At 57.3% G+C, this 20,321-nt stretch carries 17 protein-coding genes; 8 read left to right on the top strand and 9 right to left on the bottom strand.

Features of this window, described 5'->3' with window-relative positions; translation table 11 throughout:
• Window positions 1–27 precede the first annotated feature (27 nt).
• Genes ACB042_RS03265 through ACB042_RS03250 form a run of 4 tightly spaced genes read left to right on the top strand, consistent with a single transcriptional unit; the run spans window position 28 to window position 5,001 of the window.
• On the top strand, window positions 28–783 hold the full coding sequence (locus ACB042_RS03265; protein ID WP_252411976.1) for an acyltransferase: 756 nt from the start codon (window positions 28–30) through the stop codon (window positions 781–783).
• Window positions 780–1,979: a glycosyltransferase gene (locus tag ACB042_RS03260; RefSeq protein WP_371177768.1), complete on the top strand. Its 1,200-nt coding sequence runs from the start codon at window positions 780–782 to the stop codon at window positions 1,977–1,979. The genes ACB042_RS03265 and ACB042_RS03260 overlap by 4 nt, the downstream gene beginning before the upstream one ends.
• The gene (locus ACB042_RS03255) at window positions 1,976–4,516 is read left to right on the top strand and encodes a hypothetical protein (protein WP_371177767.1); all 2,541 of its coding nucleotides are present in this window, start codon (window positions 1,976–1,978) and stop codon (window positions 4,514–4,516) included. Before ACB042_RS03260 ends, ACB042_RS03255 begins: the two co-directional genes overlap by 4 nt.
• 11 nt (window positions 4,517–4,527) lie before the next feature.
• Window positions 4,528–5,001, top strand: coding sequence for a hypothetical protein (locus ACB042_RS03250; protein WP_236285744.1), 474 nt, complete (start codon window positions 4,528–4,530; stop codon window positions 4,999–5,001).
• Here ACB042_RS03250 and ACB042_RS03245 read toward each other — a convergent pair.
• Window positions 4,979–5,425, bottom strand: coding sequence for a hypothetical protein (locus ACB042_RS03245; RefSeq protein ID WP_236285745.1), 447 nt, complete (start codon window positions 5,423–5,425; stop codon window positions 4,979–4,981). The genes ACB042_RS03250 and ACB042_RS03245 overlap by 23 nt on opposite strands.
• 90 nt (window positions 5,426–5,515) lie before the next feature.
• Entirely contained in the window at window positions 5,516–6,283 is a 768-nt protein-coding gene (locus ACB042_RS03240; protein WP_236285746.1) for a hypothetical protein, read from the bottom strand.
• Between the two features lie 166 nt (window positions 6,284–6,449).
• Here ACB042_RS03240 and ACB042_RS03235 point away from each other — a divergent pair, with 166 nt between their 5' ends.
• Complete coding sequence (locus ACB042_RS03235) at window positions 6,450–7,295, top strand: DUF1194 domain-containing protein (protein WP_236285747.1); 846 nt, start codon at window positions 6,450–6,452, stop codon at window positions 7,293–7,295.
• A gap of 94 nt (window positions 7,296–7,389) precedes the next feature.
• Here the strand turns inward: ACB042_RS03235 and ACB042_RS03230 are convergent, their stop codons facing one another.
• The 4 genes from ACB042_RS03230 to ACB042_RS03215 all read right to left on the bottom strand — a co-directional run bounded on the left by ACB042_RS03230 (window position 7,390) and on the right by ACB042_RS03215 (window position 11,501).
• Window positions 7,390–8,469, bottom strand: a complete 1,080-nt coding sequence (locus ACB042_RS03230) for a hypothetical protein (RefSeq protein WP_371177765.1) — start codon at window positions 8,467–8,469, stop codon at window positions 7,390–7,392.
• Between the two features lie 72 nt (window positions 8,470–8,541).
• On the bottom strand, window positions 8,542–8,916 hold the full coding sequence (locus tag ACB042_RS03225) for a hypothetical protein (RefSeq protein WP_236285751.1): 375 nt from the start codon (window positions 8,914–8,916) through the stop codon (window positions 8,542–8,544).
• Window positions 8,917–9,160: 244 nt separating this feature from the next.
• Window positions 9,161–9,727, bottom strand: coding sequence for a hypothetical protein (locus tag ACB042_RS03220; protein WP_236285752.1), 567 nt, complete (start codon window positions 9,725–9,727; stop codon window positions 9,161–9,163).
• A 358-nt stretch (window positions 9,728–10,085) separates the two neighbouring features.
• Entirely contained in the window at window positions 10,086–11,501 is a 1,416-nt protein-coding gene (locus ACB042_RS03215; protein ID WP_236285753.1) for a GNVR domain-containing protein, read from the bottom strand.
• A 157-nt stretch (window positions 11,502–11,658) separates the two neighbouring features.
• Between ACB042_RS03215 and ACB042_RS03210 the strand changes: the two genes are divergently transcribed.
• The 3 genes from ACB042_RS03210 to ACB042_RS03200 are packed head-to-tail and all read left to right on the top strand — an operon-like array spanning window position 11,659 to window position 14,679.
• Entirely contained in the window at window positions 11,659–12,822 is a 1,164-nt protein-coding gene (locus tag ACB042_RS03210) for a glycosyltransferase (RefSeq protein ID WP_236285754.1), read from the top strand.
• A 31-nt stretch (window positions 12,823–12,853) separates the two neighbouring features.
• Window positions 12,854–14,047, top strand: coding sequence for a glycosyltransferase family 2 protein (locus tag ACB042_RS03205; RefSeq protein WP_069527365.1), 1,194 nt, complete (start codon window positions 12,854–12,856; stop codon window positions 14,045–14,047).
• Window positions 14,044–14,679 (top strand): sugar transferase, encoded by a 636-nt coding sequence (locus ACB042_RS03200; RefSeq protein ID WP_005333398.1) that lies wholly within the window; start codon window positions 14,044–14,046, stop codon window positions 14,677–14,679. The genes ACB042_RS03205 and ACB042_RS03200 overlap by 4 nt, the downstream gene beginning before the upstream one ends.
• A 624-nt stretch (window positions 14,680–15,303) precedes the next feature.
• On the opposite strand, the gene ppiD is transcribed toward ACB042_RS03200, so the two are convergent.
• The 3 genes from ppiD to lon all read right to left on the bottom strand — a co-directional run bounded on the left by ppiD (window position 15,304) and on the right by lon (window position 20,235).
• On the bottom strand, window positions 15,304–17,217 hold the full coding sequence (gene ppiD / locus ACB042_RS03195) for a peptidylprolyl isomerase (RefSeq protein ID WP_186301824.1): 1,914 nt from the start codon (window positions 17,215–17,217) through the stop codon (window positions 15,304–15,306).
• Between the two features lie 150 nt (window positions 17,218–17,367).
• On the bottom strand, window positions 17,368–17,640 hold the full coding sequence (gene hupB, locus ACB042_RS03190) for a nucleoid-associated protein HU-beta (RefSeq protein WP_005315375.1): 273 nt from the start codon (window positions 17,638–17,640) through the stop codon (window positions 17,368–17,370).
• Between the two features lie 240 nt (window positions 17,641–17,880).
• The gene (gene lon / locus ACB042_RS03185) at window positions 17,881–20,235 is read right to left on the bottom strand and encodes an endopeptidase La (protein WP_371177764.1); all 2,355 of its coding nucleotides are present in this window, start codon (window positions 20,233–20,235) and stop codon (window positions 17,881–17,883) included.
• Window positions 20,236–20,321: the final 86 nt, after the last annotated feature.

Genomic DNA, 20,321 nt, shown 5'->3' with positions numbered 1-20,321 from the left:
CGGACTGCACCAAAGGGAGAGGTCGCCATGAACACCATCAACCTGCACCGGATGAAACGCTGGGCCAAACAGGGGGAAACGCCACTGGCTCGCCGGGTATGGCGACTGGCCAAAGGTGCCCGCCACTGGTCATTCCCCGTGATCCCCCCCCTGCATCGGCTGCTTTATCGGCTCTATCTGCTGGGCAGCAACGCGCTGGCGACCCTGACCCGCACCCTTTGGTGGACCCCCTTGTTTCAATCTCGCCTCACGGCCCCCGCCCCGCGCCTCTATCTCTATGGCGGCATCCCCTATATCAGCGGCCCGGTCACCATCGAAATTGGTGCCGACTGCCGCCTCAGCGCCGCCATGACCATCAGCGGCCGGGCATCGAGCCAGACGCCAAAGCTGGTGATTGGCCGCAATGTCGGCATTGGCTGGCAGACCACCCTGGCGGTGGGCAGCAAGATAGTACTGGGGGATAACGTCCGGATTGCAGGGCGCGCCTTTCTGGCGGGCTACCCGGGGCACCCGGTCAACGCCCGCGATCGCGCCCGGGGCCTGCCGGATCGCGATGAACAGGTGGGGGCCATTGTGCTGGAGCAGGATGTCTGGCTTGGCACCGGGGTGATGGTGATGGCCGGTGTCACCATAGGCGCCGGTACCATTGTCGCCGCAGGCAGCGTCGTCACCCGGGATCTGCCTGCAGGTGTGCTGGCAGCGGGTGTACCGGCCACCGTACTGCGAACCTTGCAGCCACAGGATCACAGCGACCCCGCACACGCTTCGGAGACCTTTGCATGAAACCACACTCACTGCCGCAACTGGTGGTGCTGGGCGAGGATTGGGGCCAGCACCCCTCCAGCACCCAGCACCTGATCAAGCGTCTGTTGCCCGATTATCAAGTGCTCTGGGTCAACTCCATCGGCATGCGCTGTCCCCGCTTTACCCTTCATGATCTCACCCGCATCGTCCGCAAACTGGGGGCCGTGCTGCGCGGTGCGCGCCATGCTGGCAGCCAGTCGGTGGCGCCATCAGAGGTCAGCAGCCCTCGGGTACTGCCGCCGCTCGCCTTGCCGCTGCCGGGCAGTCGTCTGGCGGGCAAGATCAATGGCCACTGGCTGGCGGCGCAGATCCGGCGCCAGTTGCCCGAGCTGGATCGCCCCTTGCTCTGGATCTCCCTGCCCAGCGCCGTCGATCTGATTGGCAAGCTCGAAGAGCGGGCGGTGATCTACTACTGCGGCGATGACTTCTCGGCGCTGGCAGGGGTGGATCATCAGGCCATCGCCCACTGCGAGGCCCGACTGGTGGAAAAAGCCGATCTCATTCTGGCCGCCAGCCCCGCGCTGGCCAGCCGCTTCCCCCCCCATAAAACCCGGCTCCTCAGCCACGGCGTGGATCTCGAACTGTTTATGCCCCCCAGAGAGCGGCCAGCGGATCTCCCCTCCGGCCGCCCCATTGCCGGATTTTACGGCAGCCTGAGCGACTGGATTGATATCCCCCTGCTGGCAGAGACGGCTGCCGCCCTGCCTCACTGGGATCTGGTGCTGATTGGCCCGGTCCAGACCGATATCTCCCCCCTCAAGGGGCGCCCCAATATCCATTTGCTGGGGCCCCGTCCCCACCACACGCTGGCGGCCTATGCCCAGCACTGGCAGGTGAGTTTGCTGCCCTTTGTCGACAACGCCCAGATCCGTGCCTGCAATCCATTGAAATTGCGCGAGTATCTGGCCGCTGGGCGCCCCATCGTCAGCACCGATTTTCCGGCTCTCGATGGTTATCGGGATCAGATCCAGCTCCCCCATGATGGGGAGAGCCTGGCCCAGGCCATCAACCGGGCCGCCTTTGATCAACCCAATCCGGGCTGGTTTCAGGAGAGTGGCTGGGAGGGGCTCACCCGCAGCGAAGGGCGCCACACTCGCCAGCAGCAGGTGGCCCTGCAAAGCTGGGATCACAAGGCTGCCGAGCTGAACAACTGGTTGAAGGGGCTGGCCGGATGAGCAGAGGGCTCTGGCTGGTTATCCTGCTCTGCTGCCATGCAGCAATGGCCACCACCCGGCTGGAGGGGCAGACCCCGCTGCCCCTGACGGGCAACCAGACACCCCAACGGCTCGATCTGAGCACCCACAACTGGCCAATAGGCAGCGATGATGAACTGGTGATCGAGGGCCATAACCCCAGCGCCCGCCCGCAAACCCTGATCTTGCGTATCGACGATAACGCCTCGGTCAACTACCGCAGCCGGGTCAATCTGGAGCGGATTGTCGCCCCCGGCCCCTTTACCCAGCGCTTTGCCTTGAGCGAGTGGCGCACCAGCCAACCCAGAGCACTGGCGCTGGACAAACTCACCAAGCTCTATCTCTTTATGGCCGATAACGCCCCCTCGCTGACCATCCATCGCTGGTACTGGGAGCCTGGTTTGACCCTGCCCCCGGGCACCATTGCGCTGGATCTGGGGGCGACGGCCGCCCCCCGCTTTACCGGCTTTGAGGCCCTGAGCCCGGGGGATCCCCGGCTGATTGGCCATCCCACCCCCATCTTGCGTCCCTCCGGCGATGCTCTGGTGCGCGATGGGCTGCGCAATCTCGACGGAGTGCGACTGGACCTGGCCAAGGGGCGCTACCAGCTCACCCTCTGGCTCGATGACCCCGGCGAGTGGGAGTACCTCCCCCACCCCTTCGAGCGCAGCGTGCTGGTCAATGGCGAGCCCATCTGGGCCGAGCAGTGGCAACCGCAGGAGTGGCTAACGCAGCGCTATCTGGCTGGACAATCTCGCGAGGCGCTGCCAAACCCGGATCCCTGGCAGCTGTTCGGGGCGCGTCAAGGCGGCCCCGTTCATGTCACCCTGAACCACCCCGGCGGCCCGCTCACTATCACACTGGTGGGCCACTCACCGGATGCCAAATACTTGGCAGGGCTGCTGCTTGCCCCCTATCCGGCCCCCACCAGCAAAGAGGCTCTCCCGAATAGTGGAAAAGATCTCGCCGTATTGGCCGACGCTACCGCAAGCGTACTGACCAAGCAGCGCCAGCTGTTTTTGGAAAAGTGGACTCTGGCCCCCTATTCCCCAACCCCAGCCCCAGCTGCGCAGCAATTGAGCCTCACGCCGATTACGGATGCCGCCCCAACCCTGCAGATCGCCCCGCTATCTGCGGCCGATGCGTTACAGCAAGCTTCACAACCGGTGCTGGCCGCCCGTGGCAGCCAGCTGTTGCTGGAGTTTGCCATCCACGCCGCCACCGACGATCCGGCCCCCTTGCTGGTGATCCAGCCACCCGAGCAGGCAGGCTCGCCGCTTGCGCTGACCCCCTATTACGGCAAGTGGCATCTGGTTCGCCCGCAGGCGAGCGGCACCCTGCTGGCTCCCTCGGATCAGGAGCTGGTCGAGGGGATCGCCGGGCTCACCCTGCTGGCAGACGTACCTCGGCGTCTGGTGCTGCAGATCACCATCCCCCGCGATGCGCCTGCCGGTCACTATCTGGGCAATATTCAGCTGCTCAGCCAGCAGCAACTGGTGCAGTTGCCACTGACTATCGAGGTGCTGCCGCTGACTCTGCCCGCGGCCAGCAAGCCGATCGGCATCTATGTCGAAGCGCCCCCCTATCTGAATTGGCTGAGCCCCGACCCCGAGGCGTTAAAAGAGCAGCTCGCCGCGGCCAGTCGCTGCGATCTGGCGCGGCTCGCCAAACTCGGGATCACTGGCCTCTCGCCTGCCCTGCCACAGGATGAAGCGGGGATGCGGGAGGTCATGGGAGAGGCGGTGGGGCTCGGCTTTGTGCCGCCCCTGCTGGCCTATACCCCGCTCAAACGCTGGGGGAACGACCCTGCCAGCCAGCTTGATCAGTGGCAAGCGCGGCAACAGGGGCTGACCGCCAGCGGCTTGCCGCCAGTGGCATGGAGCCTGTTTGATGAGCCGGATCTTGCCACCCTGCCCGCCATCACCAGCCTGGCGCGGGAGATGAAACGGCGGGATCCGGCGGTGATCCGCGCGGGCCACTTCAATCATCCGGGTCAGGCTGGTCTGCTGGCAGAGGTGGAGATTGCCCTGATCAACGCAGGCTTTGGCGCCGACAAGGCCGATGTAGCCCGGGTGCGCCAGCACAAGGTCACCCCCTGGTTTTACAATCTGGGCACCCCGAGAGCCGCCGGGTTCTATCTATGGCAGAGCGGCGCCGAGGGCTATTTGCAGTGGCATGGCCGCATGCCCACCGCCCTGCCCTATGACCCCACCGATGGGCGGGAGAGCGACTTTATGCTGCTCGGCCCGCAAGCCTGCGAGGTGCACCGCCTCTCCCACGATCTGTTGCTGTTGCAGCAAGCCATCGAGGATCTGCGCTGGCTCGCCTGGCTGGAGCAGGAGGCCCGCTATCAGGTGGAGGCCGCCCTGCTGCTGGAGCGCCTGCGGGATCAGCTGCCAACCCGCTGGCAGGTGGCGGAGCAACTGCCCTCTGCCGCTTGGATCCAGTGGCGCCGCGAGATTGAACGACTGGCCAAGGGATTGAAAACATTGCAAACTGGTGCCAACTCATCCTCCTGAAGTGACTGCGTATGGCCAACCAGACTACCCGCTCCACAGCCAAAAACAGCGCCCTGCGCCTGTTGCCCCTGATGCTGCCGTTGCTGATCCTCACCGGTTGCGCCCGTCAGGAGCCGGTCAATGAGACCCTGCCGATCCTCAACCAGTTGCGGGAACAGCAGCTGGCCGAACAGCCCCAGCTGCAACTGCAGTACCAGCAAGCGGAGACACAACTGCCAGCGGATCAGGAGCAGCTGCTGCATCAGTTTTTAGGCCGCAAGGATCCGGCCCGGATTGCGCTGGTAAGCGGCCCCGGGCTGCAAACCGACATGCTGGAGAGTGCGCGAATGGCAAGCGTGCGGCTGACCGCACTCACCCGCTTGCTGGGCTCTCGCGCCATTGAGCTGGAGCCCCGCTATGACCCCATGCTGGCCCCTAATACCTTGCTGATCCGCATTCTGCCAAACGGTGAACCGGGGGCGGTCACGCCAGCGGCGGCGCAATAAGGCCGAGGCAGGTGGTCGGCAAGGCCACCCGATAGAGGGGATAAGGGGTCAGCCCCCACAATTTGCGCCAACCCTGGGTCAGACGGTAAGAGAGCAGCGGCGGGCTCTGGTGCAACTCGCCTAAAAACATCACCCCCTGACTCATCCCTTCACCCGCCAGCGTCACTGACATCGCCTCGCTATCCGGCGCCACCAGCATGGCCTGCAGCAGGCCGTCACAACGGGGATGGGCCAGCTGATAGCTGACATAGGTGCCGCCCAATACCGGCGTAGCCACCCGCAAGCGCCATCCCAACTGGACCAGCTCCATCAGCATGGGCTTGGCTCCCTCGTTAACGGCCCGGTTCTGATAACGCCAGCCCATGGCGGCAGCACTGAGCAGCGCCACCAGCAACAGCAACAGATATCCCCTAGATAGATGCATCACGGCCCCCCCATAGAAACAGGATGGTCATCACCAGCAGCATCATATTGACCACCCGGCTCTGATAACGCCACCAACCGCAGATATCCCTTAGACAGACCCATCACGGCGCCCCCTTAGAAAGAGGATGGTCATCACCAGCAACATGATGGCCCACTGGTAGAGCTGGGCCAGCGAGCCGGTATGCAGCCAGCCATACCAGCGCAGATCCAGGCTCATCAGCACCAACCGCAGCTGATTGGCCCCGATATAGAGCAGGCAAACCAGCAGCAACATGGGCCACTGCCGGTAGAGTGGGCGCTCCGGCGCCAGCCAGCAGCAGGAGACCAACCAGGAAAGCACCACCAGATAGAGTTGAGAAAACGAGGAGCACCCCTTGAGCACAATCAGGGCATGGCCCCCCAACCGCTCGATGCGATTGCCATCAAGGCGAGTCTCCCAGCCCAGCAGTTGCAACCACTGGCCCACCCCCCAGGCATCGAGCGCCAGCACAGGGCCGGAGAGCAGGGCAAACACCTGCTGCCCCCACAACACCGCCACGGTAAAGGCGAGCACAATCTGCAACACCGCCCGCTCATCGCCACTCTGATGACGGCGCCATAGCGAGGCCACCAACAGCAGACAGGCCAGCGCCTTGCAACTGGCGCTGGGGATCAGGATCAGCAGGATAAAGAGGGCGAGCGCCAGTGGATGCGGACGCCAGCTCGGTGCAACCCGCGATGCAATTTGCCACCAGATAGCAATCAGCAACACCACCAGCAGGTTGAAGTGGCCCATATTGAGCCACACCATGCCCCACTGATTGGCCAAACCAAGTAGCAGCCAGTTGGATGCCCACTGCCAGGGACGGATCTCCATCGCAACTCCTGCCGGTTATCAGCGCTTTTGACCTCTGTCGCAAGTTCTCGCAAGTTCCATGCCTGCCCGGCCTCACCCGGATCAAGCCAAGTCAGAGGATTAGCCAAGCTGGCACGCTTTATTCATTCCCCCTTCTGGCACTAGCGCCAAGGAGAAGGAGTGGGCAATGAAACTCAAACCGTTGGCAGGGCTGCTGGGGATGTTGTTGGTAACCTCCCCCGCATACGCCTTGACCGAAGTCGATACCGAACTGCAACTGCTGATGGATGTGTCGGGCAGCGTCAGTTCATCGGAATTCAATTTGCAGTTACAGGGCTATGTGGACGCCTTTTACAGTCAGGAGGTACAAAGCGCCATCCTCGACACCAGCGGCGGTAAGCTGGGCTCCATCGCCGTGCAGATGATCATGTGGAGCGGCTCGACCCAGCAGAGCGTGATGACCGACTGGTTCCACCTCTACGACATGACCTCCATCAACAACTTCGCCGCCACCCTGGATGCCCTGGTACGCCCCTATGCGGGGATGACGGCCCCCGGTTCGGCCATGGCCTTTGGTGGCTTGCAATTTGATACCAACGACTTCACCGCCGCCCGCCAGGTGATGGATGTGTCGGGTGACGGGATCCAGAACGCAGGGCTGGATACCGCCACCGTGCGGGATCAACTGCTCGCCTCCGGCATCGATACCATCAACGGCATCACCATAGGTCAGGACTACGCCGATGGGGTGTTGCAAGAGTGGTATGTGGAGAACGTGGCGGGCGGTCAGGATGCATTTGTCATCAATGCCACCACCTTCGCCGACTTTGGCAATGCGCTGGAGCTCAAACTGGCGGCCGAAATTGAGGGGGGCATTATTCCGGAAGGTGCACTGGCCGCCCCCATCGAGGAGATCCCGCTGGCAGCCCAGCTGCTGCTCGGTATGCCGCTACTGCTGGCCTGGCGTTATCAACGCCGTAATCAGGGACACCTGCAGCAAGCCAACTGGCAACAATCGCCAGCCATCGGCTAGTGAATCACCCCGTGTGTTGCGATTAGGGAGCTATGGCTCCCTGATTTTTATCTGTATGTACGTATATCTTGCCTACAACATCAGATTTGATCGTTTAATTGACTTGTATTTCTCCACTGTGTTTTATGCCAGTTAGTGATTCATATTTCCTGATTAATTCATCTCTATATGAAGGGGACCATCCTCCTGAATTATACGCCCTTTCAAAATATTTATCTGGCTGAGCAGTGATTTCCTCTATATAGAGAACTATATCTTGTGGGAGGAAATCTCTAAAGCTATCTAAGCAACCCGTTTGTTGTACCTGAATTGACTTTCTCAGCACCAAATTGAATACTTTGTCTCCACTAGCGAACATACTCTCTTGCTCGGACTCACGTTCAGTCCACATTCTGAAGTAACGATTCAAGTTATATAAGTCCCATGTCATATTAAATGCACTACGTTGTTTTGAACATGGTTCATCTGACACTTTATATTTCATCATTCTCTTCATGGGCGTTTCACTGAAATAAATAGAGGCAAAAGTAATACCCACTAGAGATAACATAAACTCAGTAATCATCCACTCAACCACTTTTTTCAGCTTATCCAATCGGCTAATATTTGGAATGTGAGACACATAGATAATATACAAAACAATTAAATATAGTGAATCCCACTCACGTAGGCGCCTATATTTAGTGAGATTGCTCCTGATAAAAGGTATATCCATAACATAAGAATCTGCAGGAGTAATCGTGTCTATCTCACCCAATGCAAAATCTATTATTGACGAGTTATTTATATTGTTAATACGATGAAACAATTCCAAGTCAGACAAAACTTCATCAAGAACTTCAGCATCATTTCTATAGTTTATTTTTTCATATACTGCATAAGTTGGGTCTAACTCGATCTCTGCAAATTGACAAAAAGCAACAAGTGCAATTGCGTCACGAAACTCTTGCTTAGGTTTATTTTTCTTAAATGCATTCAAAATGAACTGATAGACATTTAAATCAAGATGTATAGTGCAAGTAACAGAATTTATTTGTTTATTATATAGATAGTTAGAGACATTATATACCTCTAAATCATCAACCAAGTTGAAATTATGAACAATCCAGTCTCTATTAATCAATTTCTTGATAATGCTTTCTAAATATTCAGGAAAAGTATATAAAACTTCCATTCCAAACTATCCATTTAGTCAAATAATTCCAAAGGCCACAGGATCGACTGACTAGCGAAGCCGTAATCTAACCTACGAACTTACAACATGGAATAATAGCCCGTCAGGATTCATAGACTGAATCTCACAAGAGAAATCATACTTTTGTTCATAGTCAATTTCTATGCGCCAGCTTTTAATTTTTGCCTTATTAATCTTTACGAAAGATGACATGCCTTTCCGAATGTGTTCATCTATAAAGGAAAAGGATTCTACATTCTTAAAACTTTGCTCCTTACAATGAACAGCATCCAAAATCTGATTTTCACTTGCAGGCTTTAGCTTAGCTCTAAAAATAGCCACCCCCTCTTTAAGTTCTACTTCTGCCGCTTCGGCACCGATCGTATCAGCACCGTATTCATGGTTTAGCTCTAAGTGAAAATATCCCTTCCTGAGACTTTTTCTCATGACTTTCCTTTAATTTTATGCGTAAAAATTAGGGTAATAGCTTCGATTGGCGAAGCTTGAATGAACATTTTCGATATTTGTATAAAACATACATCTAACTAACCATAATTCACCTACTTTGCCCCCGAAATATTTCCTCTAACATGCAACCAAAATAACTAAACAGAGCATAGTTACCACATTAGCTATTGATTTCATTGTGAGTATCCGATTACACCTATCGGCTAATCGAACTTATAATCTCTCACTGCTGAAATAAGTTAACAACTATTAACCAATAGAACTTTCTTTTAGCCTTAAATTTTGAGTCGAAATCATACATTTCCTCCATACCAAAAACTTGTGTTTTACCAGTCATATCCACTGTTTTAATCTTTTTACACCAAGCTTGATGATAGCCGTGCGAAGTTTGGATAGAAAAAAACAGTTTTCTTATGCCCTTTGGTAAATTCTTCCCGGAAATACGAATGTCGGTATGACCATTTACTCCTATTTCAAAATTATCATTGTTCATAAATAAACTATCAGAAAGGGATAATGTCTCCATATATTCTGGCTTCTGATTGTTCTTTTTCTCAACTATGTATAAAGCCTTAACATGACAAAATGTCGACTTTATGATTACAGGGTATGACTTCCTGTTCTTTATAACAAGAATATATATGCTCTCAGCTGTTTTATTGTGGACAACTAATCGTTCAATTGTTAAAGGCTTTTGAGAATTTTTAAACCAACTCCACAAGACAGTAATAATTGCAATTAATGCTGCTGTAGAAGATAATGCATCTACGACATATTTATAATTCTCCATACCTCTCCTTGAAAGCCGACATTAATTAGTTGAAAAACGTAACTAACACTTTAATATCGCCTTCTATATAACTCCGCTCTACCACTCGTCATCACAACCAATTTAATCATTTAAAAACTTCTGAATTACCAACTAACTTATGATTTATCAGTGTATTATCAACTTCTCAAGTCAGCTCCACTTGTACCACTGGATAAAACCACAGTCAACAAACGGAAATAGAAAATGCAGCCTTTCTCCTGCTTTACCGGCTTGCCGTGATTCTTACTCCGCAAAATGCACGATATAAAAAAGGCCTTATCACAAGGCCTTTTCAGAAATATTCAGGTTCCGGCTGGCAGCCCGCTGGTTTCGCCAATCAACCCGGTTCTGGTGATAAGGGCAGCACCTGCCCATCGAGCGTATGATCACTATTGGATGGATAGTCCGGCACCGGCTCGCAGTAGGGAATGCGGCTTAGCACCGGTGCCTTGACCAGGGCGGCCAGCTGATCGGAGCGGCGCAGGCTGGCATCCGCCAGTTCGGCCACCAGCGCCAGACCGCAGCCGAGCCCCAGTCCGCCAACAATGCCCGCCAGCAGAAACAGCCAGAGCGGGTAGTTGCTCGGCTTGCTGGGGGCGAAGGGTTTGTCGATCACCTTGATCCGCTCCCCCTGCTCGAAGTTGCCCAGATCGCCGGTCACCTTGGCCTTCTCATAGCGCAGCAGCAAATCCTGATAGAGGGTGCGTTTGACCGCCAGATCCCGCTCCAGCTCGGCGAGTTGGCGCTCGGTATCCCCCTGGGAGTCGACCACCTTGTCCAGCCCATCGAGCTGGCTCTTCAGGCCGGAGGCGTTTTGCTCCGCCTCCGTCAGCTGCGTCTGGGCCAACTGCCACTCGGGCCCGCGGGCCATATCCGGTTGAGATTTGAGCTGCTCAAACTCCTGCTGCAACTGGTCAATCTGATAGCGCAGGCTCTGAACCTTGCTGTGCTCGTCGCTGTAGCGGGCCCGCAGCAACACCAGCTCGGTACGCATCAGCTGCAGCTTCTCATCCAGTTGGCGGGCCAGCTGGCTCTCTTGCCCCAGCGATAGCTGATCGACCCGTGCCTTGGCCTGCTGCAGGGTGATCAGGCTCTCGGCATAACGCTCCTGCAAGCCATAGAGACGGGCGACGTTGGTACTCTGCTGCTGGGGCAAGGCGCTGGCATGCTCCCGTTTAAAATCGGCGAGCAGCTGCTCGGCCGCTTGCAGTTCGCTGCGGCGGCTGTCGAGCTGGCTTTGCAGGAAACGTTCGGACGATTCCGCCGACTGGCGCCCCTTGCTGAGCAGGTTGAAGAAAAAGCGCCGCGAAATGGCTTCGAGCAAACCGGCGCTGTTGGCCGCCGAATCCGCCTTGACCTTTATCTCGATCACCTCATCGCCAATCAGCCGCAGCGAGACGGCACTCGAGAGCCAGTCCATGATGGCATCGCGCTGAGCTGGCGGGGTCTCGTCATTGACCAGGCCACGATCCCGCGCCACGCCATCCAGCACATAACGGCTGCGCAGCAGGGCTTCGAGCACCGCAAAGCGATCCTTGAGACTCTCCTGAGTGATCAGATCCTTGAGGGTCGGGGTCTGGTTGGCATCTTGCGGCACCATAAAGGTGGTGCGGCTCTCATACTCCTTGGGGGTGAGCAGGCCGACCGTCACGCCCACCAGCGGCATCACCAGTACCGGGATCAGCAGCAGATAGCGACGGCGCCAGGCGGCAAAGAGAATGATGTAGAGGTTGTAATAGAACTGGACAGGCATGGCATCACTCCCTGAGAAAAGCCCTCCCCCCGTACAATGCAAAGGCAGTGCCACCAGAGGAGCTGATCGCCTCTGTGGGCAGATCGCAAGAGTGGTACAAGATTCGCATTCTCCCGCTATCCAGGGTGTTACCCCTTCCCTTGCCGGAGCGCGAACCATGTTGTCATCAACCCCGTCGCACAGACCCCATCCCCGCGGGAGCGCCAGCGCCCAGCCCGTCGTGCAACCTGTTGTTCAACCTGTTCTGCAACCTGTCGTACAAATCGTGCAGCACCTGCAGCCCGGCGGGCTGGAGACCATGGTGCTCAACCTCACTCAGGCGAGCCCCGCCGAGCAGCCGGTGCATATCATCTCCCTCGAAGGGCACAAAGGGGATGTGCTAAGGGCATGGCCCGCTCTGCATCCCTTCGCGGGCAATATTCACTGTCTGGAAAAGCCCGCGGGCTGGTCGTTGGCGACCCTCTGGCGGCTCACCCGATTGCTGCGCCAACTCAAGCCCGCCGCGGTACATACCCACCATCTGGGGCCCATGCTCTATGGCGGCCTCGCCAGTCGGCTGGCCCGGGTGCCCACCCTGGTACATACAGAGCACGATGCCTGGTATCTCGATGATCCCCATCAGCGCACGCTGGCCCTGTGGGGGCTACGCGCCTTCAAACCCATTCTGGTGGCCGATGCCACGCCGGTGGCCAACCAGCTGCTGGCCAAGCTGGGCCAGCTGTCGCCAACCGTGATCCCCAACGGCATCGATGAGCAGCGTTTTGCCCCGGGCGCCGCCGCCCTCGCCCGTCAGGAGATGGGATTGCCACAAGGGGTCAAGTTGATTGGCTGCGCCGCCCGCCTTGAGTCGGTCAAGGGTCACACCTTGCTACTGGAGGCGATCCGCGCCCTGCCGCAGGAGGTGCATCTTGCGTTGGCAGGGGTCGGCAGTTTGCAAAATGCGTTGCAACAACAGTGTCAGCAACTGGGGATCGCCCATCGGGTCCATTTTCTGGGGCTGGTCGAAAACATGCCGCGCTTCTATCAGGGGCTGGATCTCTTCTGCCTCCCCTCGCTGGCAGAGGGGATGCCGCTCTGCGTGCTGGAAGCACAGGCGTGCGGGGTGCCGGTGGTGATGAGCGACGTGGGGGCGGCCAGAGAGATCGTCTGCCAGGCCAGCGGTCATATCCTGTCGGAGCGGGATCCCGGCCGCCTTGCCCAGCTTCTGGCACAAGGGTTGCTGCAGTGCCATAGCCTGCGTGCCGTCACCCGTGAGTTTGTGTGCCAGCAAAGCAGCTTGAGCCGGATGGCTCAGGCCTATCAGCAGCTTTACAGCCGCTGATCAAGCGACCCGATGACCAGAGGAGCATCCCATGGAATGGATCATGATCGTGTTCTGGCTGTGCGCTGTACTGGTGGTCTACCACCATGTCGGCTATCCCCTGCTGCTCAAATTTGGTGGTCGGCAGGCGCGCAAGGTAGCCAATCCACCGCGCCCTCTGGATCGAGGGTTCAAAACAGACGCCACCGATGAGGCGCTGCCGACCATCACCCTGTTGATGCCGGTCTACAACGAGGCGGCGACCATCGCGGCCAAGCTGCAAAACCTCGCCAGCCTCGATTACCCCGCCGACAAGCTGTGGGTGCATGTGCATTTCGATGGTTGCAGCGACAACAGCTACCCCATTGCGCTAAGCCAGCTCGGTGATCCCGCCCTGCAGCAGTTGCAGATCAGGCTGTTTGATCACCCCCGCAATCGCGGCAAGGTCGCCGTGCTCAACGAGGCCATGACCCGGGTACACAGCGATCTGGTGGCCCTCACCGATGTCTCGGCCCTGCTGCCCATCGACAGCCTGCTGCTGGCGGTCGCCCATTTTGCCGATCCCAAGGTAGGGGTGGTCGGGGAAGCGTACCGCTTCTGGCAACCGGGCTCACAGGGCGAGGAGAGTTACTGGCACTATCAAAGCCAGATCAAGCTCTGCGAATCGGCCCTTGGCGGTATGCTGGGGGCCCACGGGGCCTTTTACATGATGCGCCGGGAGTGCCTCACCCCGCTGGCCGCCGATACCATCAACGACGATTTCATCTTGCCGATGCAGGCCATCGCCAAGGGGTATCGGGCGGTCTATGACAATCGCTGCGCCGCACTGGAGCTGGAAGTTTCCAATGCCGCGCTGGAGGCGACACGGCGCAAACGGATCGGGGCTGGCAACACCCAGCAGCTGTTGCGGTTGCTCCCCCTGCTGCACCCCAAGTTCGGCTGGGTTGCCTTCAACTTTGCCAGTGGCAAGGGGCTGCGGGTGTTGATGCCGCTCTGCCTGACCCTGCTGTGGCTCTGCGCCATCCCGCTTGCCACCCAATCCCTGCTGTTTCAGCTGTTGCTGGGGCTGCAACTGCTGGGGTATCTGCTGGTCATCTTGATCCAGCTGACCCCTGTGCACCCCTGGCCCAATCTGTTTCGCAAGATCCACTATCTGGTACTCGGACACTGGTACAACGGCATGGGCACCCTGCGCTACTGCCTGCGCGCCCCCATACGTTTCATGTCACAGGAGAAAGCCGTATGACACACCCCATTCCAAGATTGACCCTGGTGGTCAAACGCAGCATGGATCTGCTCGGTGCCACTCTTGGCCTGCTGCTGACGCTGCCACTGTGGCCGCTGATCATGCTGGCCATCCGGCTCGATAGCCCGGGTCCGGTGTTCTTTCGTCAGCTGCGGATCGGGCGCAGCCACGCCACCCATACCGAGCTCTTTTTCATGATCAAGTTTCGCACCATGCGCGCCGACGCCGAGGCGGCTACCGGGCCGGTCTGGTGTGGCAAGGGGGACAGCCGGATCACCCGCAGCGGCGACTTTCTGCGCAAAACCCGGCTCGATGAGCTGCCGCAGTTTATCAATGTACTCAAGGGGGAGATGTCGCTGATCGGCCCCCGTCCGGAGCGACCCGGGATCGCCAACCGGCTGGAAGATGCGGTGCCGTACTTTATCGAACGCACCTATGAAGTGGCCCCCGGCATTACCGGTCTGGCACAGGTCAATCAGGGTTACGACGAGTCGCTGGATGATGTGCGCAGCAAGCTGGCGTTCGATCTGGCCTACTCGGTCGCCCTGCTCCACCCCTGGCGCTGGCTGGTGCAGGATGTGCATATCATCGGCAAGACGATCGCCATCATGGTCGGCAAGAAGGGGCGCTAATTCCGCCGAGCCAAGCTCTGCAACTCCACCAGGCCGCAAGGGAAAATAGCATCGCTAAAGTAGATGAAGCCCTCTTCTTCGAATCGTTCTAGAACAACTTGGATGAGCGCAACCGAATAGGATCGTAGTGACGAAGGGCGAACCAAGTGCCTGGCCGGATTACATAACGGTGATGGCGGTTAAAGAATAGGAAGATCCAAGATACGGCGTTTTAGTTGGCAAAGAAGAATACCGAGACGGTGAGAGCTGTCTTGAAGATTCTAGTTTCACCAGATGCGGTACTGTGTGCTGGTGTGTATGCCAGTTTCAACACAGTGCAAGGTATGACTCATCCAGGAGTGCGCAATCATCAGGGTAAGTAAGTGGCCGGTGCGTATCACATTCAGCATGTAAACGACTATCAGCATAAGTTGAAAGAACGGATGGCGCACGGCCATGGCGTGGCGGCTCACTACCTAAGGAATTATCTGGGTTGACGCAGGAGGCAGTACATCACATGAGGGTGTTGAATATAAATGCATGGCTGCATGAGACTCTAGGGCTCACATGAACAGTTCATGGAGACATAGCCAATAAAAAACGGCTCCATCAAGGAGCCGTTTTCAATGGATTGCACAGTGCCGATTACTCGACGTTCGCTTCCACACTGGTGAAGTACTCGATCTTGGCCGCTTTGCGCAACTCGTCGATCAGAGACTTGTAATCCACCTGGGCTTTGCCCTGACCCAGCTGAGCTTGCAGCATGGCAGCCATACCGGATGCGGCGGCAGGGACGTTGACCTTGTCCAGCGCAACCACAACGCGGTCACCATTGGTCTCGGCAACCAGAGCCACGCTCGGCTTGCCGTCGATCGGATGGGGCAGCGTGAACGCCTGGGCAATCAGGTTCTGATCCAGCTCGCGATCGAAGCGGGCAACCCCTTTGTGGGTCTCCACTTTCAGACCCAGTGCAGTCAGATCGGCGGTGATGCTCTCACCGACTTTCAGCTTGTCCAGCAGGCCCTGGGCCTTACCACGGGCCACTTCGCTAGCCTTGTCATGCTTGATGGCGGCAATCACCTGCTCTTTCACCTCGGCCAGCGGCTTGACCGCTTTGGGCTTGTGACCAGTGATGTGCAGCACCAGCGCCTTGCCGTCAGCCAGCTCGATCACGTCGGAGTTGGTGTTGTCATCGCGCAGCTGTTCGGAGAACGCAACAGAGAGCACCTTGGGATCGTTCAGCGGAGCCGGAGCAGTCGCCTGGGTGAAGAAATCGGAAGATTGAACCTTCATCCCCATGGCATCAGCGGTCAGATCCAGCGAGTCCGGATTTTCGAAGCTGTTGTCAGCCATCTTCTGCTGCTCGGCGAAGAACTTCTCCTTGGCCTTGTCAGCTTGCAGACGAGTGATGGTCTCTTCTTTCACATCGGCAAACGGCTTGGTCTGGGCTGCTTCAACCCCCAGCAGCTTGATGATGTGGAAACCGAACGGGCTCTTCACCACGCCGGAAAGATCGCCGGCCTTGTTCAGGGCGAACGCGGCTTTCTCGAAAGCCGGATCCATCACCCCTTTCTCGAACCAGTCCAGCTCGCCGCCTTTTTTGGCAGAGAAGGTATCGGAAGAGTCAGTCTTGGCCAGCGCAGCGAAATCATCGCCAGCCTTGGCTTTGGCCAGCACGGCTTCTGCTTTCTGCTCGGCCGCTTTCTCATCCTTGCCAAACGGGATCAGGATATGAGCCACATGGCGACGCTCGGCACGCTGGAACAGATCCTGGTGCTGATCGTAGTAATCCTGGGCATCCTGCTCGGTGACCTTGATATCTTTGGCGAGGTTGGCAGCGTCCAGCAGCAGATAGTCAACCTTGACCTGCTCGTCGTTCATGAAACGGGCGCCATTGGTCTTGTAGTACTGCTCCAGCTCATTGTCGGAGACCTGAACGTCAGCCATGTAGTTGGCAGCAGCCAGACGCACCAGACGCAGATCGCGAGTCTGGTTGTAGAGCTTGTCGAGCTGCTCCGCTTCCCCCTTGAGGGAGAATTCGGTGCCCAGCAGGGCACTCATCAACTGTTGACGCACCATGTCCTGACGCAGGGAGTCACGGAACATTTCGGGAGTCATGCCGGCACGACGGATCAGTTGTAGATAGCGGTCATTGTTGAACTTGCCGTTCTCGGCAAACTCCGGCATGGCCACGATGGCTTGCTTGATCTGTTCGTCACTGATGCGCAGACCCAGTTCACGGGCCTTGCTGTCCAGCAGCGCCTGATCGATCAGCCGATCCAGCACACCGCGACGGAACTGTTTCATGTAATCAGGGTTCGCGGCCAGCTGGCTGAATGCCTCTCCCATCTGGGATTCCATGCGGGCGCGCTCGTTACGGTAGGCATTTTCCAGTGCCGCAGCACTGATCTCGGTGCCATTGACGGTGGCGGGGGCGGTACGGGCCGGGCCGTTCAGGTAACTACCTACACCAGCCAAGGCAAAGGAGAGGATGATCAGGCCCAAGATAACCTTGGCTACCTTGCCCTGCGCCCCTTCGCGTAGTTTATCCAACATCATGTTTGTACTTATGCTCCCGAACTCGATGGGCGTAAACAATAAAAAGGCGCACCGATTGCGATGCGCCTTGGTCAATCAGTATGAGAGAAGACTCTCTAACTTGTCTGGTCTGCGACCAAGGACGGTAGCCGACGGATATCAGCGACCGACTTAGTTAACAGCGTCTTTCAGGGCCTTACCGGCTTTGAAGGCAGGAACTTTACCAGCAGCGATTTCGATGGTCGCGCCAGTCTGCGGGTTACGGCCTGAACGGGCAGCACGCTCGCGTACAGCGAAAGTACCGAAACCAACCAGAGCAACCTGGTCACCCTCTTTCAGCGCTTCACCAACAGCATCAATGAAGGCATCCAACGCACGGCCAGCGGCAGCTTTGGAGATATCGGCACCGTCTGCAATCTTGTCAATCAGTTGAGATTTATTCACTCTTATATTCCCCTTTTATCAAACACCGCTGCGGCGCTGATTTCCCTGGCCACAACAAGTGGAGGTTTTATAGCAAGCCTCCTGATCAGTTGCAAGTGACAATCTGGCGCAAACCCGCGCCACACAACGCATTGCGACTCATCACGAGTACCCGATCGGTGGTCAAGGCTACTTCCGTTATCGGGCGCATGCAAGCCTTAACCACCCGCCGAATGCGCCAAATTTGCGGCGCATCAACATTTACACGACAGAAACGCGCTCAAACCCCTGTGGATTGTCCTGCAACGCCAATTCCAGCACCTCGTCAATCCAGCGAACCGGATAAATTTCAAGGTCTTGTTTGACGTTTGCCGGGATCTCCTCAAGGTCACGCTCGTTCTCTTTCGGAATAAGCACTCGCTTGATGCCGCCACGATGGGCTGCCAGCAACTTCTCCTTGAGACCACCGATGGGCAGCACTTCGCCGCGCAAGGTGATCTCCCCTGTCATCGCCACATCAGCACGAACCGGATTACCGGTCAAGCTGGAGACCAGGGCGGTGCACATGGCGATACCGGCGCTCGGACCATCTTTCGGGGTTGCCCCTTCCGGTACGTGCACGTGGATATCGCGCTTCTCGTAGAAGTCGGCGTTGATGCGCAGCTTCTCGGCACGGGCCCGCACGACCGTCATGGCCGCCTGGATGGACTCCTGCATCACGTCACCGAGAGAACCGGTATAAGTGAGCTTGCCCTTGCCAGGCATGTTGGTGGTCTCGATGGTGAGCAGATCGCCCCCCACTTCGGTCCACGCCAGACCACACACCTGACCTACCTGGTTCTGGTCGGTGGCCTTGCCGTAATCGAAACGCTGCACCCCGAGGAACTCCTTGAGGTTCTCCTGATTGACCTGAACATGTTTGATGCTCTTGTCCAGCAGGATGCGCTTGACCGCCTTGCGACAAATCTTGGAGATCTCGCGCTCCAGACTCCGCACCCCCGCCTCGCGGGTGTAGTAGCGGATCACTCCAACCAGGGCAGAATCTTCGATGGTGATCTCGGACTCTTTCAGGCCGTTGCGCTGGATCTGCTTGGCAACCAGATGCTGCTTGGCAATGTTGAGCTTCTCATCTTCGGTGTAACCGGAGAGGCGGATCACTTCCATCCGGTCCAGCAAGGGACCCGGGATGTTCATGGAGTTGGAGGTGGCCACGAACATGACGTCCGACAGGTCATAATCCACTTCCAGGTAGTGATCGTTGAAGCTGTTGTTCTGTTCCGGATCCAGCACTTCCAGCAAGGCAGAGGCAGGATCGCCACGCATGTCCGAGCTCATCTTGTCGATCTCATCGAGCAGGAACAGCGGGTTCTTCACACCGACTTTCGCCATCTTCTGGATGAGTTTGCCAGGCATGGAACCGATATAGGTACGGCGGTGGCCACGGATCTCCGCTTCGTCACGCACCCCACCCAGAGCCATCCGCACATATTTGCGGCCTGTCGCCTTGGCAATGGATTGGCCCAGCGAGGTCTTGCCCACACCGGGAGGCCCAACCAGACAGAGGATGGGGCCCTTGAGCTTGTTCACCCGCGCCTGTACCGCCAGATATTCGAGGATGCGATCCTTGACCTTCTCGAGGCCATAGTGATCGGCATCCAGCACCTCTTGCGCCTTGCCAAGGTCTTTCTTGACCTTAGATCGCGCCTTCCACGGCACCTGTACCATCCAGTCCACATAGCTGCGAACCACGGTAGCCTCGGCGGACATGGGAGACATCATCTTCAGCTTGGCAAGCTCGCCCTGGGCCTTTTCACGGGCATCTTCCGGCATGCCAGCCTCTTCGATCTTGCGATTGAGGGCTTCAAACTCATCCGGGCTATCTTCCAGCTCACCCAGCTCTTTCTGGATGGCCTTCATCTGCTCGTTGAGGTAATACTCGCGCTGGCTCTTTTCCATCTGCTTCTTGACGCGAGTACGGATGCGCTTCTCGACCTGCAGCAGGTCAATTTCCGACTCCATCATCGCCATCAGGAATTCGATGCGCTCGGAGACCGAGACGATCTCCAGCACCTTCTGCTTGTCTTCCAGCTTGAGCGGCATGTGGGCCGCCATAGTGTCAGCCAGACGCGCAGCATCGTCGATCGCCGAGATCGAGGTCAGTACCTCGGGCGGGATCTTCTTGTTGAGCTTGATATAGCCTTCAAACTGGCCGATGGCGGAGCGAACCAGCACTTCCTGATCCTTCTCCTCAATGGCTTGGGAGGGGATGTACTGGGCCTCGCAGACAAAGAAATCCTTGTCGTCGATCATCCGCTCCAGGCGGGCACGCTGTCCCCCCTCTACCAGCACCTTGACGGTGCCGTCCGGCAGCTTGAGCATCTGCAGAATATTGGCCACTGTCCCGACGGTGAAGATCTCCTCCACCGTTGGCTCATCGGTTGACGCATCCTTCTGGGCCACCAGCAGAACTTTCTTGTCCTGCTCCATGGCCGCTTCCAGACAGCGAATGGATTTTTCCCGCCCCACAAAGAGTGGAATGACCATGTGGGGATAAACCACCACGTCACGAAGAGGCAGGACGGGAATCTCGATGCGTTCTGAACGCTCTAGGTTCATATATGTCCTCTCGGCTTGTTATACCGTTGGCAAAGCGCTTGGCTGAGTATATGGGGGCGCTGAGATGAGATTCAATCGCCGAAACC

Source organism: Aeromonas sp. S13(2024) (assembly GCF_041402405.1).
GTDB lineage: Bacteria > Pseudomonadota > Gammaproteobacteria > Enterobacterales > Aeromonadaceae > Aeromonas > Aeromonas veronii.
The sequence above is the reverse complement of the archived record's forward strand: the minus strand, read 5'-3'. Positions and strand labels throughout refer to the sequence as shown.